The sequence below is a fragment of the Streptomyces sp. NBC_00271 genome (assembly GCF_036178845.1).
In the GTDB taxonomy this organism is placed as follows: domain Bacteria; phylum Actinomycetota; class Actinomycetes; order Streptomycetales; family Streptomycetaceae; genus Streptomyces.
This window is the reverse complement of sequence record NZ_CP108070.1, coordinates 2,236,497-2,261,602: the sequence shown is the minus strand read 5'-3', so window position 1 is coordinate 2,261,602 and position 25,106 is coordinate 2,236,497. Positions and strand designations below refer to the sequence as shown.

Below are 25,106 nucleotides of genomic sequence, written 5' to 3'. Positions count from 1 at the left end.
CACCTATCGTCAACCTGACCGTATGCCCCCGGAACTCCTTCTCTTCGAGCGCGTCCACGTGGACCTGGCCCGCACCGCGAGTGCGCGCTGTCCGGTCTGTTGAGCACCCACGGACCCCCACGTCACCCCTCGCAGAAGGACGACTCCATGACGGCCACGCCCGACCTGGACAGTTTTCGGCTCGCCTCTCCCTCTCCCGATGCGCAACTCGCCTCACCCGACCTCCTGCGCTCCGTCTTCCGGCAGCACGCGGCCGGTGTCGCCGTGATCACGGCGCAGGGAGGCTCGGGTCCCGTCGGCTTCACCGCCACCTCGCTCAGCTCGGTCTCCGCCGAGCCCCCGATCGTCTCCTTCGGCATCGGTGTCGGCGCCTCCAGTTGGCCCGCGATCTCCGAGTCCGAGCACGTCGGCATCCACATACTCGGCGAGCATCAGCAGGAACTCGCCGCCACCTTCGCCCGCAGCGGCGCCGACCGCTTCGGCGCGCCCACCCGTTGGCGCAAGGGCCCGGAAGGTGTTCCCGTCCTCGACGGCGTACTGGCCTGGCTCGTCTGCCGGGTCGCGGCGCGGGTGCCGGCCGGGGATCATCGCATCGTGCTGGCCGAGGTCGTCCTCGGTGATCCGTCGGGCGCGGGCCGCCCGTTGCTGTATCACCAGGGGCGCTTCAACGGCCTGCGCGACTGAAGCTACTCGCCGGTCCTACTGGTGAGTCCTACTCGTCGGTTACGCAGCGTTGCCAAGGTCACAGTTCAAAGCGCTTGCTTAGTGGGCAGGAACTGGGTGTACTGGCGAGTAATATTTCGTTCGGAGCGCGGGTCGCCCCGACCGGGATCGGCCGCTTCAGGCGCCTATGCTGCCTGAAAGAAGGCAGCCCAGAAATGACGATGCAGTAGGAGAGCCGGCGTGAGCTTGAGGATCGTTGTCACTGTGAAGTACGTGCCCGACGCCACTGGCGACCGGCACTTCGCCGATGACCTGACCGTGGACCGTGACGACGTGGACGGTCTGCTCTCGGAGCTCGACGAATACGCGGTGGAGCAGGCGCTGCAGATCGCCGACGAAGCGGACGACGCCGAGATCACCGTGCTGACCGTCGGTCCCGAGGACGCCAAGGACGCCCTGCGCAAGGCGCTTTCCATGGGCGCGGACAAGGCCATCCACGTCGAGGACGACGACCTGCACGGCACCGACGCGATCGGCACGTCGCTGGTGCTCGCCAAGGCGATCGAGAAGGCCGGCTACGACCTGGTCATCTCCGGCATGGCCTCGACCGACGGCACCGCCGGTATCGTCCCCGCCCTGCTGGCCGAGCGCCTGGGTGTCCCGCAGGTCACGCTGCTCTCCGAGGTCTCCGTCGAGGACGGCGTCGTCAAGGGCCGTCGTGACGGTGACAGCGCGTCCGAGCAGCTGGAGGCCTCCCTCCCGGCGGTCGTGTCGGTGACCGACCAGTCGGGTGAGGCGCGCTACCCCTCCTTCAAGGGCATCATGGCCGCCAAGAAGAAGCCGGTGGAGTCCTGGGACCTGGAGGACCTGGAGATCGAGGCGGGCGAGGTCGGTCTCGAGGGCGCCTGGACCAAGGTCGACTCCGCGACCGAGCGCCCGGCGCGCACGGCCGGCACGATCGTCAAGGACGAGGGCGAGGGCGGCAAGCAGCTCGCCGAGTTCCTCGCGGGCCAGAAGTTCATCTAAAGGCCCGTTCGAGGCTCGCTGAACCTCCACTCGCTGACCGCCCCTCATCTTTCGTAAGCAGGAGAGAAGAAGTCCCATGGCTGAAGTTCTCGTCTACGTCGACCACGTGGACGGCGCCGTCCGCAAGCCCACCCTGGAGCTGCTGACGCTGGCCCGCCGCATCGGTGAGCCCGTCGCCGTCGCCCTCGGCTCCGGCGCCGAGGCCACCGCCCCCGCGCTCGCCGAGCACGGCGCGGTCAAGGTCCTCACGCACGACGCCGCCGAGTACGCCGACTACCTGGTCGTCCCGAAGGTGGACGCGCTCCAGGCCGCGTACGAGGCCGTCTCCCCGGCCGCCGTGCTCGTCCCGTCCTCCGCCGAGGGCAAGGAGATCGCGGCTCGCCTCGCGATCCGCATCGGCTCCGGCATCATCACGGACGCGACCGACCTGGAGGCCGGCGACGAGGGCCCGGTGGCCACGCAGTCCGCGTTCGCCGCCTCCTTCACCACCAAGTCCCGTGTCGCCAAGGGCACCCCGGTCATCACGGTCAAGCCGAACTCGGCCGCCGTGGAGGCCGCCCCGGCCGCGGGCGCCGTCGAGGCCCTCGCGGTCTCCTTCTCCGAGAAGGCCACCGGCACCAAGGTCACCGCGCGTACCCCGCGCGAGTCGACCGGCCGCCCCGAGCTGACCGAGGCCGCGATCGTGGTCTCCGGCGGCCGTGGTGTCAACGGCGCCGAGAACTTCTCGATCATCGAGAACCTCGCCGACTCCCTCGGCGCGGCCGTGGGCGCCTCGCGTGCCGCGGTGGACGCCGGCTGGTACCCGCACACCAACCAGGTCGGCCAGACCGGCAAGTCCGTCTCGCCGCAGCTGTACATCGCCTCCGGCATCTCCGGCGCGATCCAGCACCGCGCCGGTATGCAGACGTCGAAGACGATCGTGGCGATCAACAAGGACGCCGAGGCGCCCATCTTCGACCTGGTCGACTACGGCGTGGTCGGCGACCTCTTCGAGGTCGTCCCGCAGCTCACCGAGGAGATCAAGACCCGCAAGGGCTGATCGAGTCCGGCTCCGGCCGTACGAGGCCCCCGTGACCGCCCGCGCGGTCACGGGGGCCTCGCTCATGCCAGACTCAGCCAGGCCTGCACGGGCAGATGGTCGCTCGGGAACTGGCGGTCCACCGAAAAGGTGTTGACGGCCGCCCGGTGCACGGTCACCCCGGGTCCGACCAGGATCCAGTCGATACGGTCGCCGTCCGGCGTCAGCGGCTGGTAGCCGTGGAAGGTCCCGTAGAGCGTGCCGCGCTCGGCCGCCGTGTCCCAGGTGTCGACGAGCCCGGCGCCCAGCATCGCTTCGTACACCGGGTTCTGGTGGGCGGCGGCATTGAAGTCGCCGGTCACGACGAGCGGCAGAGCCCGGTCGAAGCGCGCGATGCGTTCGGAGATCAGGCGCGCGGCACGCATGCGTGCGTACTGACTCGCGTGGTCCAGATGGGTGTTGAGCACATAGAACTCCCGTGCGTCCCGCAGGTCGCGGAAGCGGACCCAGGTGACGATGCGCGGGAAGGCGGCGCCCCAGGTGTTCGAGCCGATCAGCTCGGGGGTGTCGGAGAGCCAGAAGCTGTCGTGCTCGACCGGTGTCACCCGACGGGTGTCGAAGAAGATCGCCACCGCCTCGTCGTGGCTGCCGCCCACGCGGCCCGTGCCGATCCAGTCGTAGTGCGGTCCGAGGTCGGAATCGATGTCTCGCAGTTGCTGGTAGATGCCCTCCTGGGTGCCGATGACGTGGGGCGCCTCCCGGCGCAACAGCTCGCGCATCACCGGGCGGCGCACGGCCCAGCTGTTGGGCTCGGCGGTGCTCGCGAAGCGCAGGTTGAACGTCATGACCTCCAGACGGTGGCCGCCGCGCCGGCTGGCGGAGGCGGACGCCGTGGTGAGCAGGGGTACGGCGACCGCGGCGGCCACCACCGTCCGCAGACCCATGCGTCGCGTCACTCTGCGGGTGTTCGACATGTGTGATCCCCTCCCCTCGGGGCCAGCATGAGGGGTGTGCCCCGCGACGCGAAAGAAGGCGTGGTGCAGGAGTGCACATGACGGACCATGCCGTGGACAGGTGTTGACCATCGGGAAGGGCCATGGATAACTTCGCTCTACGGATTGTTGATTCCGTGGAGCGGAAAACTGGAGGGTGTGGGATGGGTCAGGGCCAGCAGGAGAACGTGGCGACGAGCCTCGCGGGCGCCGTCAGCGAGGAGATCAGCGCCTCCCTCGCCCCGGTCGACGCCGAACTGGCGCGGCGCTACCCCGGAGACCCCGGCACCCGACAGCCCGTCCACACCGTGTACGTCCCCGGCGACGTGTTCGCCGCCGACACCATCCGCTCCTGGGGCGACCGGGCCCTCGCCGCCCTCGACGAGCACGCCCCCGACGCGGCGTCCTTCGCCGCCGTCCTCGGCCTCACCGACGACCTCGCCGAACCCGTCTACGACCGCGTACGCGCCAAGCTGGAGCGCGAGCCCATCGAGGACCTGCGGGTCGACTTCGAGGACGGCTACGGCCCGCGCCCGGACGCCGAGGAGGACGAGGCGGCGGCCCGCGCGGCCCGCCTGATCGCCGAGGCGTACGAGAACGGCACGGCGGCCCCGTACATGGGCATCCGCATGAAGTGCATGGAGGCGCCGGTACGAGACCGGGGCATCCGCACGCTCGACATCTTCCTGACGGGCCTGATGGAGTCGGGAGGCCTGCCCGCGGGGCTCGTGCTGACGCTGCCCAAGGTGACGTACGCCGAGCAGGTCACCGCGATGGTCCGGCTCCTGGAGGAGTTCGAGAAGGCGCGCGGCCTGGAGCCCGGCCGTATCGGCTTCGAGATCCAGATCGAGACCAGCCAGTCCATCCTCGCGACCGACGGCACCGCGACCGTCGCCCGGATGATCCAGGCCGCCGAGGGCCGAGCCACCGGACTGCACTACGGCACCTTCGACTACAGCGCCTGCCTCGGCGTCAGCGCGGCCTACCAGGCCAGCGACCACCCGGCCGCCGACCACGCCAAGGCGATCATGCAGGTCGCGGCCGCCGGCACCGGCGTACGCGTCTCGGACGGCTCCACCAACGTGCTGCCGATCGGCCCCACCGAGAAGGTCCACGACGCCTGGCGCCTCCACTACGGCCTCACCCGCCGCGCCCTGGCGCGCGCCTACTACCAGGGCTGGGACATGCACCCCGGCCACATCCCGACCCGCTACGCCGCCGTCTTCGCCTTCTACCGCGAGGGCTTCGAACAGGCGGCCGCCCGCCTCTCCCGCTACGCCAACCACACCGACGGCGACGTCATGGACGAACCCGCCACCGCCAAGGCCCTCAGCGGCTACCTCCTGCGCGGCCTGGACTGTGGTGCCCTCGACATCGCGGAGATGGCGAGGGTGACGGGTCTGACGAGGGCCGACCTTGAGGGTTTCGCGGTGCCGAGGCGCGGCGATCTGACCATCTCAGGGAAGTGAAGCTCCCTGCTTTCAGGGGCGCGGGGCTGTGACACTGTGCGGCTCCGCCGCGTGGGCGCGACCAGCCGCATACGGCCCGCACTGTGACGACGGACCCTCTACGCGTATCTCTCGAGCCCCGAAGCCATGGTGAGCCCCTCCGAGGCGAACAGCCGGGTCCCCCGGGCGCAGAGCGCGCCGTCGCCTCGAGCCCGCGCGCAGAACTCCTCCGGCGTCTCCCCGAACAGCTCCCGCAGCCGCGGCGACCCGGCGAGCAGCGAGGCGAGCAGCGGGCGCTCGCCGGGGTGCGGGCGAGGTGATTCGGAGCCGTTGTGGAGCACTCCGCGGCGGTTGACGTACACATGGGCACCCGGCAGGAGCTCACCGGTGTCCAGCTCGATCCGCGCGTCGGAGGCGGACAGCCACGCCCGGCCGTACGCCCCCTCGGCCACCGCGACGCGGACACGTACCCCATCGGACTCACGTGGGCCGAGACGCCGACCCCGAGGCCGAAGACCCGCGTCTTCACCATCGGGATCGTGCCCGACACCCCGGACTGCGCCATCTTGTGCCGGAGTTGGGCCGGGCAGGCGTTGGAGCCGACCGCGAGGACCGGGACGCGGTCCTCGTACACCCTGCGGGTGAGCGGCAACAGCCGGTCCCCGTCGAGGAGTACGGACTCCTCGGGCCGGGCGCCCGGGTAGCTCAGCGGGTGCTCGCGGGGCGCCTCGGCGAGGCCTAGGGCCTGTCGTTTGGATCAGGCCTGGGCCGCGGGGTCTGGCACGCACATCTGCGGCGTTGTCGTCGGTCGCCATGGCTCCGCCATGGCTCCCTCCTCCGCCTTGCAGCTGCACGCACCAGACCCCGCTCACCGGCACCGATCAAGCGCCGTCTCCCGAAACGACCTGATCCAAACGACAGGCCCTAGCGCTTCGAGAGTACGCGGGTCCGGCTCGGCCACGGCTCAGTCCGCGGGCGGCAGTTCGCCCGATCCGCGGGTGATCAGACGGGTCGGGAGTTCGATGCGTTCCGGGGTGATGAGGGTGCCCTCCAACTGGCGGAAGAGGCGTTCGGCGGCGGTGCGGCCGAGGGCGGCGGCGTCCTGGGCGACGACGGTGACGCCGGGCTCGAGGAGGTCGGCGAGCTCGATGTCGTCGAAGCCGACGAGGGCGACGGGCCGGCCGCGCTCGGCGATGACACGGACGACCGTGACGGTGACGCGGTTGTTGCCGGCGAAGACCGCGGTCACGGGGGAGGGGCCGGACAGCATGTCCTCGGCCGCCTTCCGCACCCGCTGCGGGTCGGTGACGCCCAGGGACATCCAGTCGTCCTCGACAGGTATGCCCGCCTCCTCCATGGCCGCCCGGTAGCCGCGCAGCCGCTCGGCGGCGGTGTGGATACGCGGCATGTCGCCGATGAAGCCGATCCGGCGGTGGCCGTGGGCGATCAGGTGGGCGACGCCGTCACGGGCCCCGCCGAAACTGTCGGACAGCACCACGTCGGCGTCGATCTGTCCCGCCGGGCGGTCCACGAACACCGTGGCGACGCCCGCCTTGATCTCGGGCTCCAGATAGCGGTGGTCGTCACCGGCCGGGATGATCACCAGCCCGTCCACGCGGCGTGCGCACAGGGCGAGGACCAGTTCCTGTTCGCGGTCGGGGTCCTCGGCGCTGGAGCCGTTGATGAGCAGCGCGCCGTGGGCGCGGGCCACCTCCTCGACCGCGCGGCTGAGGGGGCCGTAGAAGGGGTCGGCGAGGTCCTCCAGGACGAGGCCGATGCTCGCGGTGCGGCCCTTGCGCAGCACCCGGGCGCTGTCGTTGCGGCGGAAGCCCAGCGCGTCGATGGCCTCCTGGACGCGGCGCTCGGTGTCCGGAGTGACTCCGGGCTCACCGTTGACGACCCGCGAGACCGTCTTGAGGCCCACCCCGGCTCGTGCCGCCACGTCTTTCATGGTCGGACGGTTGCCGTAGCGGTTCTCGGATCGGCGGGCGGTCTCTGCCACGATGCGCTGTCCTGTCCTGTCGTCCACGGTTCCCGTCGTCCACGCGGCGGTCCCTGTCGGCCACGAGTCCTTGTTGTCCACGGGGGTGCGTCGGTCCATGGGGTTGTATGAGGATGTGGCGTCGAGCATAGAGCCTGGACAACGTTGTCAGATGCGGGAGACACTGTCCACCGCATTCTCCGGCCTGCGCCCCCCATCGCGACCGGTCTGCCCCTTTCACCAGGTTCACCGGGAGAACTGACACTGATGCACACCGACCTCGTGGCCGCGCTCGACATCGGCGGCACCAAGATCGCCGGAGCGCTGGTGGACGGCCGCGGCCGCATTCTTCTGCGCGCGCAGCGCGCGACGCCCGCGCAGGAGGACGGCGACACCGTGATGGGGGCCGTCGAGGAGGTCCTCGGCGAGCTGACCGGGTCACCGCTGTGGAGCCGGGCAGGGGCCGTCGGCATCGGCAGTGCGGGGCCGGTGGACGCCTGCGCGGGCACGGTGAGTCCGGTGAACGTGGCGGGCTGGCGCGACTATCCGCTCGTCGAGCGGGTCCGTGCGGCGACCGGGGACCTGCCGGTCGAGCTGATCGGCGACGGGGTGGCCATCACGGCCGCCGAGCACTGGCAGGGTGCGGCGCGCGGCCACGACAACGCCCTGTGCATGGTGGTCTCGACGGGTGTCGGGGGCGGGCTGGTCCTGAACGGTCAGCTTCACCCCGGTCCCACGGGCAACGCGGGCCACATCGGGCACATCAGCGTGGACCTCGACGGTGACCGCTGCCCGTGCGGTTCGCGCGGCTGCGTGGAGCGCATCGCGAGCGGTCCGAACATCGCGCGGCGGGCGCTGGAGGGCGGCTGGCGGCCGGGGCCCGACGGTGACACCTCGGCCGCCGCGGTGGCCGCCGCCGCGCGCGAGGGCGACCCGGTGGCGGTGGCCTCGTTCGAACGCGCGGCGAAGGCGCTGGCGGCGGGCATCGCGGCGACCGCGACCCTCGTCGAGATCGACATCGCCGTCATCGGCGGGGGGGTGGGCAAGGCCGGGGACGTGCTCTTCGAGCCGCTCCGCAAGGCGCTGGCCGACTACGCCACCCTGTCCTTCGTGCGGCGGCTGACCGTGGCGCCCGCATTGATGGGCACGGACGCCGGTCTTGTCGGCGCGGCGGCGGCCGCGCTCAGCAGGCAGCCGAGCACCGCGGAGCGGGTCGCGGGCTGAGCGCCGCCCCGGGCCGTGGCTGATCGGCCGGTGCCTGGGTTGGCCCGCCGGGTCGGGGGCCGATGGCCCGACCCGGGTCGGCTGAGCGGACGCGCGCCGCGGTTCGCGCGTCCGGGCCGGGGTGCCGACCGGAGGTGCGGTTGATCCGCCGGGGGTGAGTGCGGCCCGGTCGCGGCGCGAGGCGCGACCGGGCCGCGGTCCAGGACCGATGCCTCCTGCGGGGAGCCTGCTTGGGCCACGTCCTCCGGCGCGGTCGGCCCGGCCCCGGTCGTGCCGACGACCGACAGGAGGCCGATCGGCCGGGTTTCCGTGCGCTGCCGAGCCGGAGGAGCCCCCGGCTCGGCGCACCGGTCAGCAGGTCAGTCGGGCGTCCGCCCAGTCCGCGTGGTCCGAGTCGACGCCGTCGCCGCCGTCGGTGACGACGAGGCGGACGACCTGCGCGCCGGTCACGTCGGCCGAGACCGGCTGGGCCGGCATGGTGTTGGTGAGCACCCCGGTCGAGGCGACCAACGCGCCGTCCGCCCAGATCTCGAACGCGACGGTGCCCTTGGCACCCTTCTCGTCGTCGACGCCGACGTCCGCGGTGACGGTCCGGCACCGCTTGCCGGTGTAGTACTCGATGGCGCTCGGGGCGTGCGCGCCGAGTCCCTTGGCGTAGACGACTCCGCCGAGAGTGATCGGATGACCGTCGCCCGCGGCGCTCTCCCCGTTGCTGGTGTTGCGCTCAACCGGGCCGAATCCATTGGTCGTCGACAGCCATGGCAGGTCGCCGAGGTAGGAGACGCCCGAGGGGGGAGCCACGACGACCGACACCGTGAGCGGGAGCACGCTCTCGGTGCGTATACCGGTCGGTGAGCGGTACGTGGCCCTGAGCGTCAGGTCGTACGATCCCGCGGCCGTGCCCTCGGGTGCGGTGACCCGCCACTTCGTACGCAGGGAGTGTCCCGTGCGTACCGTGCCCGCCGTGGTCGGTGAGGCGGCCGCGACCTTCCAGCCCGTCGGGCCGCTCAGCGCCACCGAGACGTGCCGCGCGGGCGTACGGCCGAGGTCGGTCATCGCCGACGTCAGGGAAACAGGCTTGCCCGCCTCCACCAACGGGCCTCCGTCCAGGCCGAGTTCGACGGCGGGCGGGTTCTTGGCCCAGTGGCGGTCGGCCGAGACGCGGACGAGGACCGTGCCGTGCGCGGGGACGGTCGCTGAGATGGCGCCCGCGGTGTTGTAGCTCCGGTGCTGCCACAGGTCGCGCAGGGTGTAGCCGTGGGCGGCAGGCAGCCCCACGGCCGTCGTGGTCGTGGCGATGTGCTGGGCGCTGCCGGTCTCGTTGAACAGCGCCACCGTCCGGCTGCCGTCCTTCATCTCCTTGGCGACGACCCAGCGTCCGCCCTCGGAGGAGAGCACGGTGCCCTGCTTGCCCAGGGGGTCCTGGTCGACCGCGATGACTTCCTTGTTGTCGAGGATGTCGAAGGTGGCGGCCGACGCCTTGCGCAGATCCGAGCCGATGAGCAGCGGAGCCGCCATGACCGACCACATCGAGAAGTGCGAGCGGTACTCGGTGTCGGTCATGCCGCCGTTGCCGACCTCCAGCATGTCCGGGTCGTTCCAGTGACCGGGACCCGCGTGCGGGGCGAGGGGCAGGTTCTGCTTGAGGATCGACAGCATCGAGCCCCAGTTGTCGCTGATGTCACCGGTCGTACGCCACAGATGTCCGACGTCCGAGGCCCACTCCCAGGGCTTGTTCTCGCCCCATTCGCAGAGGCTGTAGACGATGGGCCGGCCGGTCGCCTTGAGCGCGTCCCGCATGGTCGTGTAGCGCTGCTTGGCGTCCACGCCCTGGTTGTTGCAGTTGTCGTACTTGAGGTAGTCGACGCCCCAGTCCGCGAACTGCCGGGCGTCGCTGTACTCGTGGCCGAGAGCGCCCGGGAACCCGACGCTGTCGCACGTCTTCGTGCCCGCGCTGGTGTAGATGCCGAGCTTGAGCCCCTTGGCGTGCACGTAGTCGGCGACCGCCTTGATCCCGTTCGGGAAGCGCGTCGGGTCGGGTACCAGCTTGCCGTCGGCGTTCCGGGACGGCAGAGCCCAGCAGTCGTCCAGATTGACGTACTGGTACCCGGCGTCCTTGAGTCCCTTCTCCACGAAGAGGTCCGCGATCCCCTTGACCATGGTCTCGTTGAACTCGGCCCGGCAGTGCGTGGAGTTCCAGTTGTTGAAACCCATCGGAGGGGTGAGCGCGAGGCCGTCGGCCAGGGCGGGGGACGCGGGGGTTTCGGTGGGGGCGGGGGCGGCCAGGGCCTCCGGGGCGGTCAGGCCGGTGGTACACAACAGGGCCGTCGCGAGTGCTCCGACCACTCTTCGGCGGGTTGTGCGGGTTGTGCGGGTGGGAAGGTGACGCATCGTTACGTTCCTCCGAACTCGCGAAAGATAGGATGACTACATGTCCGCGACAAGGGTGCGCGCTTACGGTAGGACCTGTCCAACTCTGTTGGAAGAGAAGTGGTAACGGTTGTTCGATATCTCGTCCGAACCCTTGACGACACTCCGACATGGGAGTGAGATCCAAGCCTCGCGTTCGGTTGTGTTGGGTGGCACCCCGAGGAGGGGGACATGGCACAGTCATCGTTGAAGGGGATTGTCGTGCCCGGAGGCACCTCAGGTCATCGGATGTCCCGGCGAAATCTCTTGCGTGGTGCGGCCCTCGGCGCCGGCGCGCTCACGCTCCCCGCCCTGCTGTCCGCCTGCGGCGACGGACCCGGCGGAAACAAGAACGAAGTCACCGTGGGGTCCAACGCCTCGGACCCGGTCCCCAAGAAGGCGTACGCGGCGGCCTTCTCGGCGTACGAGAAGAAGTCCGGCAAGAAGGTCAAGGTCAACACCAAGGACCACAACGACTTCCAGGAGAACATCAACCGCTATCTCCAGGGCACGCCCGACGACGTCTTCATGTGGTTCGCGGGGTATCGCATGCAGTACTTCGCGGAGAAGGGGCTCCTGCACGAGATCAGCGACGTGTGGAGCGGCTTCACGGGCTTCTCCGACGCACTGAAGGAGCAGTCCACCCACTCCGGCAAGCAGTACTTCGTGCCGTACTACTACTATCCGTGGGCCGTCTTCCACCGCAAGAGCCTCTTCCAGTCCAAGGGCTACCAACAGCCCAAGACCTGGGACGACTTCATCGCGCTGGCCAAGCGGATGTCGAAGGACGGGACGCCCGTCGCCTTCTGCGACAAGGACGGCTGGCCCGCGATGGGCACCTTCGACTACATCAACATGCGCCTGAACGGATACGACTTCCACAAGTCCCTGATGGCCGGCACGGAGGCATGGACCGACACCAAGGTGAAGAACGTCTTCGACACCTGGCGCGAGGTCATGCCCTACTACCAGAAGGGCGCCCTCGGCCGGACCTGGGAGGAGGCCGGGCAGAGCCTGCAGCAGCGCAAGACGGGGATGGCGGTCTTCGGAATGCCGCATCCGGGCACCCAGTTCCCCGAGAACGAACGCGACGACATCGACTTCTTCGCCTTCCCCGAGATCGACCCGCAGTACGCGCAGGACGCCGTGGAAGCACCCATCGACGGCTTCCTGGTCGCCAAGAAGTCGAAGAACCTCGACGGCGCCAAGGCTCTCCTGACGTGGCTGGGCACCCCGACCGCCGAGAACACCTACCTCGCCCTCGACCCCAACAACGTGGCCGTCAACGACGGCGCCGACACCACCAAGTACAGCGCCCTGCAGAAGAAGTCGGCCCAGCTCGTCTCGGGCGCCAAGCAGATCTCGCAGTTCATGGACCGCGACACCCGTCCGGACTTCGCCTCGACCGTGATGATCAAGGCGATCCAGGACTTCATCGGCAACCCGAAGGACGTCGACGGTCTCTGCAACAGCATCGAACGACAGAAGAAGACCATCTTCTCGTCGCCCGTCGGCTGATCACTGGGGGAAGACGTTCCGTGGCGCTCAACATCCCACGGCGCGCCGGACGACGGCGGCTGCGGCGGTTCACCCGCCGCGACACCGTCGTCCTCGGCGTGCTCCTCGGCATACCCGTCCTGCTCGACATCGTCATCGTCTGGGGCCCGACCCTCGCCTCCATCGGGCTCTCCTTCACTTCCTGGGACGGCGTCGGCGACATCCACTGGGTGGGCGGCGACAACTACAAGAACGTGTTCGAGAACTACCCGGCGTTCTGGCCCGCCGTCCGCCACAACGTCCTGTGGCTGCTCTTCCTCGGCCTGATCGCCACGCCGTTCGGACTGTTCCTCGCGGTGCTCATCGACCGCGGAGTGCGCTTCAGCCGCTTCTACCAGTCCGTGATCTACCTGCCGGTCGTGCTCTCGCTCGCCATCGTCGGCTTCATCGCCCAGCTGATCCTCGGCACCGACCAGGGCGTGGTCAACACGATCCTCAACAACCACGAGAACCCGATCGACTGGCTCGGCGACGCGCACCTCAACATCTGGATGATGATGATCGCGGCGAGCTGGCGGCACACGGGTTACGTCATGATCCTCTACCTCGCCGGACTCAAGTCCGTCGACCCGCAGCTGAAGGAAGCCGCCGCGATCGACGGCGCGAACGCCCGCCAGACCTTCTTCCGCGTCGTCTTCCCGACCCTGCGCCCGGTCAACGTGATCGTCGGTGTCATCACCGTCATCGAGGCGCTGCGCGCGTTCGACATCGTCTACGCGGTCAACAAGGGCCGCAACGGCCTGGAACTGCTCTCCGTCCTGATCACCGACAACATCATCGGGGAAGCCAGCCGCATCGGATTCGGCTCCGCCATCGCGGTCGTCCTGCTCACCGTCTCCCTGGGGTTCATCGTGACGTTCCTGGTCCAAGAGCTGCGAGGTGCGCGCGAACGATGACCGCCGACATCCGCACCGGCGCTCCCGTGCGCCCGGCGCCCGCTCCCGAGCCGACGCCCGCTCCCCGCCGCCGGCCGCGCCCCGGCCGCTTCGGCGTCCACATCTTCCTGATGGGCGTCTCGCTCGCCTTCCTCGCGCCGCTCCTGCTCGCCGTCTACGCCTCGCTGCGCCCGTACGAGGAGACGGCGCAGAACGGCTACTTCTCCTTCCCGAAGCACCTGTCCTTCGAGTACTACCGCCGCGCCTACAGCGAATCCGGCATGGGCAAGTACTTCACCAACACCCTGCTCATCGCCGTGCCCGCCGTCCTCGTGACCCTCTTCCTCGCCTCGTTCGTCGCCTTCGCCGTGTCCCGGCTGAAGCTGCGCGGGGGCCTCGTCCTGCTGATGTTCTTCACCGCGGGCAACCTGCTGCCCCAGCAGGTCATCGTCACCCCGCTGTACGTCCTGTTCAACAGGATCCCGCTGCCGTGGTGGATGTCCGACTCGCTGACGATGTACGACTCCTACTGGGCCGTCATCATCGTCAACATCGGCTTCCAGATGGGCTTCTGCGTCTTCGTGCTGGCCAATTTCATGCGGACGCTGCCGCAGGAGATCCTCGAGGCCGCCATCGTCGACGGCGCGGGCGTGTGGACCCAGTTCTGGCGCATCACCCTCCCGCTGTGCCGCCCCGCCCTCGCGGCCCTCGGGACCCTCGAGTTCACCTGGATCTACAACGACTTCCTCTGGGCCCTGATCTTCATCTCCAACCCCGACAAGCTCCCGATCACGTCGTCCCTCAACAACCTCCGCGGCCAGTTCTTCACGGACTACAACCTGCTGGCCGCGGGCTCCGTCCTGGTCGCCCTCCCCACGATCCTGGTCTTCCTGCTCCTGCAACGACACTTCGTCGCGGGCCTGACACTGGGGTCCACCAAGGGGTAGCGACTGTCGGCCGGTCGGACTGTTGGCCGACCCGTAAACACCAGGTCAGCGCCCGAATGCCCCATCACAACTCGGACACAGAAGTTCCATATCGCACACACGGGCGCCATGATCACGCAATGAAGCAAACCCTCACCATCACGGCCGCCGCCCTCCTCATCGCCACCCTCGCGGCCTGCAGCAACACCGAGGCGGGCAACAGCGGAACGCCTGCGAGCCCGGCCGCCGTGAAGCACAGCTCCACCACGAAGCAGGACACCGCGAGCAAGCCGCTGACCGCCGGCGCCGCGTTCGACAAGATCTCCGCAACCGTCACCGCGGCGAAACTCAGCGGTACCGTCACCGCCGAGAACGACCCCAACCACCTCCTCGGCCGCCCCAGCCAGTACACGTCGAAGGTCACCTTCTCCGACAGCCGGATCTCCGCCGACGACGTCAGCGGCACCGACGAGGGAGACGTCGACCGCGGCGGCGCCATCGAGTCCTTCGCCAGTCCCTCGGACGCCAAAGCCCGCGCCGAGTACATCCAGGCGGTCACCAAGTCGATGCCGGCCCTGTCGGAGTACGACTACGTACAGGGCACGACGCTGGTGCGGGTGTCGCACTACCTGACGCCGAAGCAGGCGGGCGAGTACAAGGCGGCAGCGGCCGACCTCGGCTGAGGCGCGGGACACCATGACGGCATGCGCAAGGCCCGCCCCGATGGACGGAGTGGGCCGCCGCTGTGCACGGCCCCCCCGTCACGCGTTCGGCTGCGGGAGTTGCCCTCGAGTTGGACCGCTCGTCACGTCGGTGGAGACCACGCTTCAGGCCCGCCGCCGTGCCACTCGATCACCCTTGAGTTGGCTACATCGACTTCGTCGATCCCTTCCAGCCCGGCGTAGCGGAGGAAGGCGGCCAGGTCGCGCAGTGAGTGTGCGGTGAGCAGTTCTCCGTTGACGCGCACTTGTCGGCTGCCGTCGGTCGGGGATGGGGGGTACACGATCACGTGCAGCTCTCCGGACATGGTTTCAGGCTCGCCCGGCTCGCCCGGATGCGCATCCGGAGCGCGGGCTCAGAGAGCCCCGGCGCAGTGTGTACCGGGCGGCGTGGGTGCTCGTAGCCTGGTGTAGGTCCTCGGCACACACGAGGTGTCACCGTTCCGGGCCGATGACACGGTGCTGCTCGCGCCGGTCACTTCCGCTCCAGCGCGGCCAGCCGCAGCTCAAGCTGGTCAACCCGGTGCCGTAGCAGGGTGACCTGGGCTTCCAGGCTGACTTCCCGTTCCGCCCTGCGCTGAATGCGCGGTGACGCGGCGGCGCGCTCGATCACCGCGTCCAGCTGGACCAGGCGCTGCGGTCCGTTCGGGCCGTCCACCAGCCGGGACCGGATCTCGCCATTGCGGTACCAGGACCGCAGGGCCGAGCGGGAAACGCCGGTCTCGGCTTCCGCCTTGGCCAGCGTGACCCAGGGTGTCTCGTCCAGCTGCTCGAACAGCTCCAGCTCGTTCTGCCAGCGCGCGAGCCGGTCCTCCCAGTCCGACGGTGTCTCCATCACACCCTCCCTTCAGCATGGTGACCCTATCAATAACAGTGTATTGACATGGTTGCGAGCATGGAGACATGACATTTGAACGGTTCACGGCGGAAGCCCGCAAGGTGGTCGTCACGGCTCAGGAGGAGGCGAGGCTGCTCAAGCACAACTACATCGGCACGGAGCACATCCTGTTGGGGCTGCTCGACGCGCCGGACAGCATGGCGGCGAAAGTCCTGCACCAGCTCGGGTACGACAAGGAGACGGCGCAGGTCGATATCGCCGCGGTGGCCAAGCCCGGCACGGAGCAGCTGAGCGGCCACATCCCGTTCGCGCCGAGCGCGAAGAAGACGCTGGACCTCGCCCTGCGAGAGGCGCAGCAGCTGCACCACACCGACATCGGTGCGGAACACATCCTGCTTGCCCTGGTCTCCGGGGAAGGCGAGGGCGTCGGCGCGAAGGTGCTTGCCGAGCGGATCAATCCGGTCAGCAAGATCCGTGCCGTGGTGCTGGCCTCACTGGAGGGATCGCAGGACGTCGAGGCCGGCCCATGGCCGGCCGGCACGCCTGCCACCGAGGAGACCGTGTCCGCCGCCAGCGCGCTGGCCGGTGGCGCACCGGTCGGCAGCCATCACCTGCTCGAGGCGATGCTGCGGGCGGAGAACAGCATGGCGGCCAGGGTGCTGCGTGAACTCGGCGTCGACCCGGACGCGGTCGCCGCCAAGATCGACGAACTGGATCCGGAGACGACCACGGACGCGAACCCGGAGGAGGCCGCCGCGCGCAAGATGGAAATCCGGCTGGTCGACGATGAGGTGCACCTGATCCTGCGGGACCCGGCAACGGTCACGATCGCCAAGAAGGTCGCCGAGCTGTCCAACGGCCCGATCCAGGGCGTCGGGCCGGCGGCCGGCATGTTCGTCCCGCTCTGGCGGTCGACCAACCAGCTGCTGCTGCAGATCCAGCGTGTGCTGGAACCGGAACCCGGAGAAGGAGAAGCGGACGGATCCGCCGCGAGCAATGTGGCCAAGGTCGTGCGCACGGTCCTCGCGTCCCGGCTCCGCCGGTGAACCGGCTGATCAGCGGGCCGGAACCGGTCGGTGGGGCAGACGAGGACGGGGGCGCGGTGAGCGACGATGCGCCGACGCCGTTCTCGCCGACGACCAGGGCGTCGTTCACAGGCACGTTCGCCGCGCCCGCCGAGGCGCAGCGCGGCGCCTGGCAGGCCGTCGCCGCCGGCCGGTACGCGCTGGTGGTCGCGCCTCGCCGAGCCGGCCGAGGGCGACCGGCTGACCTGGTTTCCGGCCGAGGCGATCGGCGAGTCCGGTGTCGCGTTCGGCGCCCCGCCGGTGGTGGCCCGCGCGCACCACGGGTCGATCTCCCGCGAGCAGGCCGTACGGCGAATCGGAGGCAACCATGACCATCACCATCGTCGGAGCCGGACTGGGCGGCCTGGCCCTTGCCCGTGTGCTGCATGTGAACGGCATCGACGCCGTCGTGTACGAACGGGAATCGTCGCGCGGCGCGCGCGGTCAGGGCGGCATGCTTGATCTGCACTCCGGGACCGGGCAGCGGGCGATGCGCGAGGCCGGCCTGATCGACCAGTTCCACGCGATTGCCCGTGGTGAAGGCCAGGACCTGCGACTTCTCGAGCCGGACGGCACTCTGCTGCTGCAGGAGGACACGCCCGACGACGCCCCGCTCGAGCGACCTGAGGTCGACCGTGCCGATCTGCGCAACCTGCTGCTGGACTCCCTCCCCGAACACGCGGTGTGCTGGGGGCACGCGTTCGAAACCGCCGACCATGGCCTGCTGCACTTCGCCGACGGCAGCAGTGCGACGTATGACCTGCTGGTCGGCGCCGATGGCGCGGACTCCAGGGTCCGCGCGCTGCTCACCGACGCCCGCCCGGCGCACACGGGCCAAAGCGTCGTTGAGCTCGGTATTTCCGACATCGACCGCACCCACCCCGACCTCGCCGCGATGGTGGGGCGCGGCAACTACTGGGTGCTCGGCGACGGACAGTCCCTGTCGGCGCAGCGGAACGGCGACGGCCGCGTACGCGTCTACCTCAGCTTCTACAACACCACCGAGGACTGGTTCGCGACCAGTGGGGTCCCGTTCGGCGACCCGGCCGCCGCCCGGGTGCGGCTGATCGACCTGTTCACCGGCTGGGACTCACGGTTCACCGCACTGATCGCAGCCTGCGACGACACGGTGCTGCCGCGGTCGATCACCACTCTCCCGGTCGGCCTGACCTGGCCGTCGACGCCAGACGTCACGCTGCTCGGCGATGCCGCGCACCTGATGCCGTCGGTGGGACAGGGCGCCAACATGGCGCTGCTCGACGGCGCCCTGCTCGGCCTCGCGCTGGCCGCGCACCCGGACGACTTTCCCGCCGCCGTCAAAGAGTACGAACGCGAGATGTTCGAACGCACCAGCGCTGCAGGCCGGCAGTCCGCGCACGTCCAGGAAATCCTGACGTCGCCGGACGCCGGCCGAAAAATGCTCGCGTTCTTCCAACGTGGCGTCCGTTAGGCCCGTCCTGACGCTTTCGTCTCTGTCGTTGCCGTGGCATCGAGGGACGAGCAACGTAGGAGCCGGGCCGAGCGGATCATCTGTGTGCCGGTGGCTCGGCGGCGCAGCCGGCCCGCATTGTCAGTGGCCGTCCGTAGCATGGTCGTCAACATCCCAACGATCCAGTCGGGTTGTTGCTGATGCCCCGCCCGGAACAGCGCCCGGTGCGGGGCTCACTGCTGTCAGAAGCCTTCCCGACCGGAGACGCGAGGAAGCGGCCCGATCGGGGAGCGGGTACGAGCCGGGACGGGCGGGCGAGGTAGTGGCCACGGGCACCGTCCTCGTCGCCCTCCCCACGACCCTGGTCTTCCTGCTCCGGCAACGGCACTTCGTCGCGGGCCTGACACCGGGATCCACCACGGGCTGATCCGCGCGTCACTCGCAGCCGACGCCGTCCCCGTCGCGGTCGAGGTGGCGGCCGTAGCCGGGGTCTCCCACGTGGACGGGCGCGGCGCCGGCCGCCCGGGCCGCGGCGCAGTTCTCGTAGTACACGGAGCCCCCGCCGCTGTCGTCGCTGCCACCGCCCGCTGCGGCGGGCTGCGCGGTGACCGTCGCGCGTACGGTCTTCGTGCTCCGTACGGTCACGGTCGCGGCGGGCGTCGCCGTGATCGTCTCCGTGGCCGTCCGCGTCGCGGTCGCGGTCGTCGTGGCGGTGACGGTGGTGGTCGGACCGGGCTTCGCCGCGGCGGACTCGGTGGTGTCCCCGCCGCTGTTGCCGATGCCGACGCCGATGAAGAGGGCCACGGCCAGCGCGGGCAGTACGTAGCGCTTGCGGGCCCAGCCCGGTGCGGTGCGGGCCGATGCGGCGGGTGGTGCCGTGTACGGGTTGGTCATGTCGTCCCCCCTGAGGCGTTTCGAGTGGGATGACGGTAGTGCCGCTGATGTGTCCGAAGGGGAGGAGTGGGAGTTGCGTGACCCACCCGTGACTCCTCGTCGCGTTCGGAGTTGAACCGGGCATGAAGAAGCGCAGCATGCTCGCCATCGCCTCCCTCGCCACCGGGTTCGTCGTCGCGGCGATCACCCCGTCCCACGCCGTCGACGGCGACTCCCTGGGCGACCTCCCCGTCAAGGACACGCTCAGCAGCCTCGACCACACGCTCAGCAGCGACAGCCTGGCCGTGGACGACACCGCGCTCGGCCAGGACGGCTGAGGCGCCGGGACGGACACGCGGCGCCGGTGCTTCCCGGGACGGAGCACCGGCGCCGCGCCGTCGGCTCCCTCATCTGCGGCTGGTTTCCGTGGCAGGGTGAAGCGGGCAAGCCTCAGGGGGCCAATAGAAGAGGGGGAACTGTCCGTGATCGTCTGGATCAACGGAGCGTTCGGTGCGGGGAAGACCACCACCGCACGGGAACTGATCGACCTGATCCCGAACAGCACGCTCTTCGACCCCGAGGTGATCGGCGGCGAGCTCGCGCACCTGCTGCCCGCCAAACGCCTCGCCGAAGTCGGCGACTTCCAGGACCTGCCGATCTGGCGGCGCCTGGTGGTCGACACCGCTGCCGCCCTGCTCGCCGAGCTCGGCGGCGTGCTCGTGGTTCCCATGACCCTGCTGCGCCAGGAGTACCGTGACGAGATCTTCGGCGGCCTCGCCTCGCGCCGGATCGAAGTACGCCATGTGCTCCTCGCCCCGGCGGAAACGATCCTGCGGGCGCGCATAGCCGGCCGGGAGATACCCGAGGACCTCCCCGACGGCGAGATACGGGTGCGTCAGTGGTCCTACGACCACATCGAGCCCTACCGCGCGGCGCTCGCCTCATGGCTCACCGCCGACGCCCACCCCGTCGACACCAGCGCCCTCACCCCGTACGACACCGCAGTGCGCGTCGCCGAAGCCGTACGCACCGGTGACGCGTCGGCGTGCGACATCGTGCAGACCCCCGAACCGACCTCCGAGACCATCGCCGCCGGGGTCCTCCTCTTCGACGAGGAGGACCGGGTGCTGCTCGTCGACCCCACCTACAAGGCGGGCTGGGAGTTTCCCGGCGGCGTCGTCGAACCGGGAGAGGCTCCCGCGCGCGCCGGCATGCGCGAGGTCGCCGAGGAGACCGGCATACGGCTCGAGGACGTACCCGGTCTGCTGGTGGTGGACTGGGAGCCGCCCGCACCCCCGGGCTACGGCGGTCTGCGCTTTCTCTTCGACGGCGGCCGCCTCGACTCCGACGAGGCCCGCCGGCTGCTGCTCCCCGGCCCCGAACTGCGCGCCTGGCGCTTCGTGACCGAGCGGGAGGCCGCGGACCTGCTGCCACCGGTGCGCTACGAGCGGCTGCGCTGGGCCCTGCGGGCGCGGGAGCGCGGCGCCGCGCTCTACCTGGAGGCCGGTATACCGCTCGGCTGACGTCGATGCCGGGCCATCCCTCGGCCGACGTCGACGGTGTACGGACGCAGGGTGGTCCGTGCGCCGACGGTCAACGGCGCACGGAGCGGAGGCTGTTCACCAGGCCGAGCCAGAGGGTCCTCGCCGGGCCGCGAGGACCCTCTCGGCCGGGTGGTCAGCTCGCCGCGTACTTCTGGAGGAACAGCGCCTCCGTGACCGACAGACGCTCCAACTCGTCGGCGGAGACGCTCTCGTTCACGGCGTGGATCTGCGCCTTCGGCTCGCTCAGGCCGATGAGGAGGATCTCCGCGTGCGGGTAGAGCGAGGCGAGGGTGTTGCACAGCGGGATGGAACCGCCCTGGCCCGCGGACTGCATCTCCTCGCCCGGGTAGGCGACCGCCATCGCCTCGGCCATCGCCGTGTACGCCGGGCTGGAGGTGTCGGCACGGAACGGCTGGCCCTGGCCGATCTGCTCGGTGCTCACCCGCGCGCCCCACGGCGTGCGCGCCTCCAGATGGGCCTGCAGGAGCTTGGTCGCCTCGACCGCGTCCACGCCCGGCGGCACCCGCAGGCTCACCAGCGCACGCGCGCCCGCCTGCACGGACGGGGTGGCACCGACGACCGGCGGGCAGTCGATGCCGAGCACGGTGACGGCCGGACGCGCCCAGATGCGGTCGGCGACCGTACCCGAGCCGATCAACTCGACCCCGTCCAGCACCTTGGCGTCCTTGCGGAACGCCTCGTCCTCGTACTGCAAGCCTTCCCAGCGCGCGTCCCCGGTCAGCCCGTCGATCGTCGTCGAACCGTCCTCGGCGCGCAGCGAGTCCAGTACGCGGATCAGCGCGCCCAGCGCGTCGGGCGCCGCCCCGCCGAACTGGCCCGAGTGCAGGTTGCCTTCCAGCGTGTCGATCTGGACGCGAACGAGCGTCATCCCGCGCAGGGTCGAGGTGACCGTCGGCAGACCCAGCCGGAAGTTGCCGACGTCGCCGATGACGATGGTGTCGGCGGTCAGCAACTCCGGGTGCCGTTCGGCGTACCGCTCAAGGCCGCCCGTGCCCTGCTCCTCCGAACCCTCGACGATCACCTTGACGCCCACCGGAACGCCACCGTTCGCCTTCAGCGCGCGCAGCGCGAGCAGGTGCATGATGAACCCGCCCTTGCAGTCGGCGGCGCCGCGCCCGTACCAGCGGCCGTCGCGCTCCGTCAGCTCGAACGGCGGGGTCGTCCAGGCAGCCTCGTCCAGCGGCGGCTGCACGTCGTAGTGCGCGTACAGCAGCACGGTCTTGGCGCCCTCGGGCCCGGGCAGGAAGCCGTACACCGACTGCGTGCCGTCCGGGGTGTCCAGCAGCGCCACGTCCTGAAAACCCTCGGCGCGCAGCGCGTCGGCCACCCAGTTCGCGGCGCCCTCGCTCTCACTCCTCGGGTACTGGTCGAAGTCCGCCACCGACTTGAAGGCCACCAGTTCGGTGAGCTCCGCCTGCGCCCTGGGCATGAGCGAGGCGACGGTCTCGGCGACCGGATTCGACGACATGGGCACGCTCCTTGTAGGTGCGACGTTGTACTTCTGTGTACAAGTGATCGGGTGGTGCGTACGCGCGTCCATGGTGTGCAGGGCGCATACGCCCCCGATCCTCCCACAGTGGCCTGCGGCGATGCCCGCCGTAGGATGCTCGGGACCGTGGCGGCAGACGGCTGGACTGGGAGCAGTAGACCATCGTGAGCAGCGAGAACTCTTCGGCGGACGACGAACAGCGGGTGTGGGACGTCGTCGTGGTCGGCGCGGGGCCGGCGGGCGCCTCGGCCGCCTACGCGGCAGCGGTCGCGGGACGCAGCGTCCTGCTGCTGGAGAAGGCGGAACTGCCCCGCTACAAGACGTGTGGCGGCGGCATCATCGGCCCCTCGCGCGACGCCCTGCCGCCCGGCTTCGAGCTACCGCTCCAGGACCGGGTGCACGCGGTGACGTTCTCGCTCGACGGCAAGTTCACCCGCACCCGGCGCTCCAAGCAGATGCTGTTCGGGCTCATCAACCGGCCCGAGTTCGACCAGCAGCTCGTCGAGCACGCCCAGAAGGCGGGCGCCGAGCTGCGCACGGGAGTGACGGTCTCGCGGGTCGAGCAGCACGGGTCCGCCGTGCCCGACCGGCGCACCGTCGCCGTCGTCCTCCAGGGCGGCGAGGCCGTGCTGGCGCGGGCGGTCGTCGGCGCGGACGGCAGCGCCAGCCGCATAGGGGCGCACGTCGGGGTGAAGCTCGACCAGGTCGACCTCGGCCTGGAGGCGGAGATCCCGGTGCCGGAGACCGTCGCCGAGGACTGGCAGGGACGGGTCCTGATCGACTGGGGTCCCATGCCGGGCAGTTACGGCTGGGTGTTCCCCAAGGGGGACACGCTCACCGTCGGCGTGATCTCCGCGCGCGGCGAAGGCGCCGCCACCAAGCGGTACTTGGAGGACTTCATCGCCCGGCTCGGGCTCGCCGGGTTCGAGCCGAGCATCTCCTCCGGGCACCTGACGCGCTGCCGCGCCGACGACTCCCCGCTGTCGCGCGGGCGCGTCCTCGTCTGCGGCGACGCGGCGGGGCTGCTCGAACCCTGGACCCGCGAGGGCATCTCCTTCGCGCTGCGCTCCGGGCGGCTCGCGGGGGAGTGGGCGGTGCGGATCGCCGAGGCACACGACGGGGTGGACACCCGGCGCCAGGCGCTCAACTACGCCTTCGCCATCAAGGCGGGGCTCGGCGTCGAGATGGCCGTCGGCAAGAGCATGCTCGCGGCCTTCGAGCGCCGGCCGGGCATGCTCCACGCGGCGATCACCAGTTTCCGGCCCGCCTGGAGGGCGTTCGCCGGGATCACCCGCGGGTCCACCACGCTGGGCGAGATGGTGCGCTCCCACCCTATGGCAGGGCGCGCCCTGTCCGCGTTCGACCGGCGCTCGGCCGCCGCCGCGCCGACGGTTGCCGAGAGCACTGCGACCACGGAGTGACCGTTGGGCGCGGAGCCGTGTCCGTGTCTGTCTCCGTGACCGCGTCCGCGTCCGCGTCCGTGTGCGTGGCTGTGGAGTGGCCGGTGGCTGACGGGGGTGTCCGTCGGCTCCCGGCCGGTCAGCTCGTGACCGTGATCCGGAAGACCGGGTGGTCGGGGGCGATGCGCCGCAGCTCCTCGGGGGACGAGTCGGGGCCGACGCCACCGAAGAAGACGCCGACCTCCGCCTTCCAGCGCTTGAGGTAGGCACGCAGCAGCGGAACCTTGTCGTCGTCGCCGACCTCGGTCGCGGTGAACGTGTCCACCCTCTTGCCGAGGCGCAGTTCGCCGCCGCCCGCGGCCCGCATGTTGTGCGTCCACTGGACGTGGCCGCGGGGGGCGACCAGGTACTGCTGTCCGTCCACGGTGAGCAGATTGACCGGGGTGGTGCGCCACGCGCCGCTCTTGCGGCCACGGACGGCCAGGACCCGGGAGCCCCAGATGCTGAGACCGCGGCGGGTCATGAACGCCACGCAGCGGTTGAAGACGTTGACGGTGAACCAGCCGGGCTTCTGGACGTGCGTGGACATGATGACCCCCATCGGTTGCGAGAGCGCCGCTCTCTGAGTGGGAGCGCTGCTCGCTTTTGTGAGCACTGCTCTCGCTTGAGAGCAGTCTGCATGAGATCGGTGATCCAAATCAAGAGCCGTGCTCTCGTTAGTGTGCGCCGCTCTCGTTTGTGTGCACCGCTCTGAAAACGTGGCACACTTTCCCGCATGAGTACCGCACGCGGAGCACGCGCCCGAGCCAGGATCGAGGTCACCGCGGCCATCAAGGAAGAGGCGCGCAGACAGCTCGCCGCGGAGGGCGCCGCCAAGCTCTCGCTCAGAGCCGTCGCCCGGGAGCTCGGCATGGTCTCCTCCGCGCTCTACCGCTACTTCCCCAGCCGTGACGACCTGCTGACCGCGCTCATCATCGACGCCTACGACTCCCTCGGCGCGAGCGCGGAGGCGGCGCACGCGCAGGTCGCGGGCGCCGGGCCGCGCGAGCGCTGGATCGCGGTGTGTGTGGCGGCGCGCCGCTGGGCCTTGGCGCAGCCGCACGAGTACGCGCTCATCTACGGTTCGCCCGTGCCCGGCTACACCGCGCCGGACACGACCATCCCGGCCGCCTCCCGCGTCGGGCTGCTGCTGGTCGGCATCGTGCGGGACGCGTATCGGGGCAAGGGGGTGGCCCGCACCCCGCTGCCGCCCGAGCTGAAGGCCGAGGCGCAGCGGATGGCCGCCGACCTCGCGCCCGACCTGCCGCCCGAGGCGGTCGCGGCGCTCGTCGCCGCCTGGGCCCAGCTCTACGGGCTGATCGGGTTCGAGCTCTTCGGCCAGTTCAACCGGCTCGTGGAGGACCGCGAGCCGTTCTTCCGGCACGCGGTGGACCAACTCGCCCAAGGCGTCGGCCTGGTGTACCCCGAGCCGACCGGGACCCCGGGCAAGGGGAACGGCATGGCCGGTCCCTGACGACGACCGGGTGGCATTCCGTGGAGAGATCGGGTGGTACTCCGTGGGGAGTACGCGTGATCACCTCGTCCGGCTGACGCCCCCGGCGGCCCGTGCC

Annotated in this window: 23 protein-coding genes and 2 pseudogenes; 16 read left to right on the top strand and 9 right to left on the bottom strand. The window is 70.2% G+C overall.

All coding sequences use genetic code 11. The features are described 5' to 3' along the window. The first annotated feature begins 147 nt into the window (after positions 1-147). The 3 genes from OG798_RS10775 (at position 148) to OG798_RS10765 (ending at position 2,728) form a co-directional block, all read left to right on the top strand. Complete coding sequence (locus tag OG798_RS10775) at positions 148-684, top strand: flavin reductase family protein (protein WP_095856177.1); 537 nt, start codon at positions 148-150, stop codon at positions 682-684. 219 nt (positions 685-903) lie between these two features. Next, positions 904-1,689: an electron transfer flavoprotein subunit beta/FixA family protein gene (locus tag OG798_RS10770; protein WP_328756870.1), complete on the top strand. Its 786-nt coding sequence runs from the start codon at positions 904-906 to the stop codon at positions 1,687-1,689. A 76-nt stretch (positions 1,690-1,765) separates the two neighbouring features. Then, positions 1,766-2,728, top strand: a complete 963-nt coding sequence (locus OG798_RS10765) for an electron transfer flavoprotein subunit alpha/FixB family protein (protein ID WP_067372924.1) — start codon at positions 1,766-1,768, stop codon at positions 2,726-2,728. A 62-nt stretch (positions 2,729-2,790) separates the two neighbouring features. On the opposite strand, the gene OG798_RS10760 is transcribed toward OG798_RS10765, so the two are convergent. Next, positions 2,791-3,681 carry an endonuclease/exonuclease/phosphatase family protein gene (locus OG798_RS10760; protein ID WP_121416953.1) on the bottom strand — a complete coding sequence of 297 codons (891 nt, stop codon included), beginning with the start codon at positions 3,679-3,681 and terminating at the stop codon, positions 2,791-2,793. A gap of 182 nt (positions 3,682-3,863) precedes the next feature. Here OG798_RS10760 and OG798_RS10755 point away from each other — a divergent pair, with 182 nt between their 5' ends. Next, positions 3,864-5,168, top strand: coding sequence for a DUF6986 family protein (locus OG798_RS10755; RefSeq protein ID WP_328756869.1), 1,305 nt, complete (start codon positions 3,864-3,866; stop codon positions 5,166-5,168). 12 nt (positions 5,169-5,180) lie between these two features. Here the strand turns inward: OG798_RS10755 and OG798_RS10750 are convergent. Both OG798_RS10750 and OG798_RS10745 read right to left on the bottom strand, forming a co-directional pair. After that, positions 5,181-5,856 (bottom strand): annotated as a pseudogene (locus tag OG798_RS10750) (hypothetical protein). Positions 5,857-6,111: 255 nt separating this feature from the next. Continuing rightward, complete coding sequence (locus OG798_RS10745; protein ID WP_095858272.1) at positions 6,112-7,176, bottom strand: LacI family DNA-binding transcriptional regulator; 1,065 nt, start codon at positions 7,174-7,176, stop codon at positions 6,112-6,114. A gap of 219 nt (positions 7,177-7,395) precedes the next feature. On the opposite strand from OG798_RS10745, the gene OG798_RS10740 reads away from it, so the two are divergent. Next, a complete protein-coding gene (locus OG798_RS10740) occupies positions 7,396-8,352 on the top strand; it encodes an ROK family protein (protein WP_121416955.1) in 957 nt (318 codons plus the stop codon). Positions 8,353-8,703: 351 nt separating this feature from the next. Here OG798_RS10740 and OG798_RS10735 read toward each other — a convergent pair whose 3' ends face one another. After that, positions 8,704-10,743 carry an NPCBM/NEW2 domain-containing protein gene (locus tag OG798_RS10735; protein ID WP_328756868.1) on the bottom strand — a complete coding sequence of 680 codons (2,040 nt, stop codon included), beginning with the start codon at positions 10,741-10,743 and terminating at the stop codon, positions 8,704-8,706. Positions 10,744-11,010: 267 nt separating this feature from the next. Here OG798_RS10735 and OG798_RS10730 point away from each other — a divergent pair, with 267 nt between their 5' ends. The 4 genes from OG798_RS10730 to OG798_RS10715 all read left to right on the top strand — a co-directional run bounded on the left by OG798_RS10730 (position 11,011) and on the right by OG798_RS10715 (position 14,802). Then, positions 11,011-12,279 (top strand): ABC transporter substrate-binding protein, encoded by a 1,269-nt coding sequence (locus OG798_RS10730; protein WP_095856182.1) that lies wholly within the window; start codon positions 11,011-11,013, stop codon positions 12,277-12,279. A 20-nt stretch (positions 12,280-12,299) separates the two neighbouring features. Further along, a complete protein-coding gene (locus tag OG798_RS10725; protein ID WP_079065231.1) occupies positions 12,300-13,214 on the top strand; it encodes a carbohydrate ABC transporter permease in 915 nt (304 codons plus the stop codon). After that, positions 13,211-14,140, top strand: coding sequence for a carbohydrate ABC transporter permease (locus OG798_RS10720; protein WP_095856183.1), 930 nt, complete (start codon positions 13,211-13,213; stop codon positions 14,138-14,140). The genes OG798_RS10725 and OG798_RS10720 overlap by 4 nt, the downstream gene beginning before the upstream one ends. 119 nt (positions 14,141-14,259) lie before the next feature. Further along, a complete protein-coding gene (locus tag OG798_RS10715) occupies positions 14,260-14,802 on the top strand; it encodes a hypothetical protein (protein ID WP_121416957.1) in 543 nt (180 codons plus the stop codon). Between the two features lie 122 nt (positions 14,803-14,924). On the opposite strand, the gene OG798_RS10710 is transcribed toward OG798_RS10715, so the two are convergent. Together OG798_RS10710 and OG798_RS10705 are read right to left on the bottom strand one after the other, a co-directional pair. Then, on the bottom strand, positions 14,925-15,146 hold the full coding sequence (locus OG798_RS10710) for a hypothetical protein (protein WP_095856185.1): 222 nt from the start codon (positions 15,144-15,146) through the stop codon (positions 14,925-14,927). 167 nt (positions 15,147-15,313) lie between these two features. After that, positions 15,314-15,673, bottom strand: a complete 360-nt coding sequence (locus OG798_RS10705) for an excisionase (protein ID WP_075025547.1) — start codon at positions 15,671-15,673, stop codon at positions 15,314-15,316. A 68-nt stretch (positions 15,674-15,741) separates the two neighbouring features. Here OG798_RS10705 and OG798_RS10700 point away from each other — a divergent pair, with 68 nt between their 5' ends. The 3 genes and pseudogenes from OG798_RS10700 to OG798_RS10690 all read left to right on the top strand — a co-directional run. Continuing rightward, positions 15,742-16,722, top strand: coding sequence for a Clp protease N-terminal domain-containing protein (locus OG798_RS10700; protein ID WP_267061052.1), 981 nt, complete (start codon positions 15,742-15,744; stop codon positions 16,720-16,722). Positions 16,723-17,068: 346 nt separating this feature from the next. Further along, complete coding sequence (locus tag OG798_RS10695) at positions 17,069-18,190, top strand: FAD-dependent oxidoreductase (protein ID WP_328756867.1); 1,122 nt, start codon at positions 17,069-17,071, stop codon at positions 18,188-18,190. 298 nt (positions 18,191-18,488) lie between these two features. Beyond that, positions 18,489-18,596: pseudogene (locus tag OG798_RS10690) on the top strand (carbohydrate ABC transporter permease); the annotation flags it as partial. 8 nt (positions 18,597-18,604) lie between these two features. Here OG798_RS10690 and OG798_RS10685 read toward each other — a convergent pair. Further along, entirely contained in the window at positions 18,605-19,063 is a 459-nt protein-coding gene (locus tag OG798_RS10685; RefSeq protein ID WP_095856189.1) for an excalibur calcium-binding domain-containing protein, read from the bottom strand. Between the two features lie 122 nt (positions 19,064-19,185). Between OG798_RS10685 and OG798_RS10680 the strand changes: the two genes are divergently transcribed. Together OG798_RS10680 and OG798_RS10675 are read left to right on the top strand one after the other, a co-directional pair. After that, positions 19,186-19,380 carry a hypothetical protein gene (locus OG798_RS10680; protein WP_095856190.1) on the top strand — a complete coding sequence of 65 codons (195 nt, stop codon included), beginning with the start codon at positions 19,186-19,188 and terminating at the stop codon, positions 19,378-19,380. 144 nt (positions 19,381-19,524) lie between these two features. Next, entirely contained in the window at positions 19,525-20,565 is a 1,041-nt protein-coding gene (locus tag OG798_RS10675) for an NUDIX hydrolase (RefSeq protein WP_095856191.1), read from the top strand. A gap of 154 nt (positions 20,566-20,719) precedes the next feature. On the opposite strand, the gene OG798_RS10670 is transcribed toward OG798_RS10675, so the two are convergent. Next, on the bottom strand, positions 20,720-22,075 hold the full coding sequence (locus tag OG798_RS10670; protein WP_328756866.1) for a dipeptidase: 1,356 nt from the start codon (positions 22,073-22,075) through the stop codon (positions 20,720-20,722). Positions 22,076-22,260: 185 nt separating this feature from the next. Between OG798_RS10670 and OG798_RS10665 the strand changes: the two genes are divergently transcribed. Further along, positions 22,261-23,517 (top strand): geranylgeranyl reductase family protein, encoded by a 1,257-nt coding sequence (locus OG798_RS10665; RefSeq protein WP_095856193.1) that lies wholly within the window; start codon positions 22,261-22,263, stop codon positions 23,515-23,517. A 118-nt stretch (positions 23,518-23,635) separates the two neighbouring features. Here the strand turns inward: OG798_RS10665 and OG798_RS10660 are convergent, their stop codons facing one another. Next, a complete protein-coding gene (locus OG798_RS10660; protein ID WP_079089222.1) occupies positions 23,636-24,085 on the bottom strand; it encodes a nitroreductase family deazaflavin-dependent oxidoreductase in 450 nt (149 codons plus the stop codon). Between the two features lie 186 nt (positions 24,086-24,271). Here OG798_RS10660 and OG798_RS10655 point away from each other — a divergent pair, with 186 nt between their 5' ends. Beyond that, the gene (locus OG798_RS10655; RefSeq protein WP_121416961.1) at positions 24,272-25,009 is read left to right on the top strand and encodes a TetR/AcrR family transcriptional regulator; all 738 of its coding nucleotides are present in this window, start codon (positions 24,272-24,274) and stop codon (positions 25,007-25,009) included. Positions 25,010-25,106 lie beyond the last annotated feature (97 nt).

Coding starts and splice junctions, on each gene's coding strand:
- OG798_RS10670 (WP_328756866.1), bottom strand. CDS start 22,075: ATGTCGTCGAATCCGGTCGCCGAGACCGTCGCCTCGCTCATGCCCAGG.
- OG798_RS10760 (WP_121416953.1), bottom strand. CDS start 3,681: ATGTCGAACACCCGCAGAGTGACGCGACGCATGGGTCTGCGGACGGTG.
- OG798_RS10720 (WP_095856183.1), top strand. CDS start 13,211: ATGACCGCCGACATCCGCACCGGCGCTCCCGTGCGCCCGGCGCCCGCT.
- OG798_RS10740 (WP_121416955.1), top strand. CDS start 7,396: ATGCACACCGACCTCGTGGCCGCGCTCGACATCGGCGGCACCAAGATC.
- OG798_RS10765 (WP_067372924.1), top strand. CDS start 1,766: ATGGCTGAAGTTCTCGTCTACGTCGACCACGTGGACGGCGCCGTCCGC.
- OG798_RS10735 (WP_328756868.1), bottom strand. CDS start 10,743: ATGCGTCACCTTCCCACCCGCACAACCCGCACAACCCGCCGAAGAGTG.
- OG798_RS10755 (WP_328756869.1), top strand. CDS start 3,864: ATGGGTCAGGGCCAGCAGGAGAACGTGGCGACGAGCCTCGCGGGCGCC.
- OG798_RS10660 (WP_079089222.1), bottom strand. CDS start 24,085: ATGTCCACGCACGTCCAGAAGCCCGGCTGGTTCACCGTCAACGTCTTC.
- OG798_RS10680 (WP_095856190.1), top strand. CDS start 19,186: ATGAAGAAGCGCAGCATGCTCGCCATCGCCTCCCTCGCCACCGGGTTC.
- OG798_RS10710 (WP_095856185.1), bottom strand. CDS start 15,146: ATGTCCGGAGAGCTGCACGTGATCGTGTACCCCCCATCCCCGACCGAC.
- OG798_RS10730 (WP_095856182.1), top strand. CDS start 11,011: ATGTCCCGGCGAAATCTCTTGCGTGGTGCGGCCCTCGGCGCCGGCGCG.
- OG798_RS10775 (WP_095856177.1), top strand. CDS start 148: ATGACGGCCACGCCCGACCTGGACAGTTTTCGGCTCGCCTCTCCCTCT.
- OG798_RS10700 (WP_267061052.1), top strand. CDS start 15,742: ATGACATTTGAACGGTTCACGGCGGAAGCCCGCAAGGTGGTCGTCACG.
- OG798_RS10705 (WP_075025547.1), bottom strand. CDS start 15,673: ATGGAGACACCGTCGGACTGGGAGGACCGGCTCGCGCGCTGGCAGAAC.
- OG798_RS10685 (WP_095856189.1), bottom strand. CDS start 19,063: ATGACCAACCCGTACACGGCACCACCCGCCGCATCGGCCCGCACCGCA.
- OG798_RS10655 (WP_121416961.1), top strand. CDS start 24,272: ATGAGTACCGCACGCGGAGCACGCGCCCGAGCCAGGATCGAGGTCACC.
- OG798_RS10715 (WP_121416957.1), top strand. CDS start 14,260: ATGAAGCAAACCCTCACCATCACGGCCGCCGCCCTCCTCATCGCCACC.
- OG798_RS10695 (WP_328756867.1), top strand. CDS start 17,069: ATGACCATCACCATCGTCGGAGCCGGACTGGGCGGCCTGGCCCTTGCC.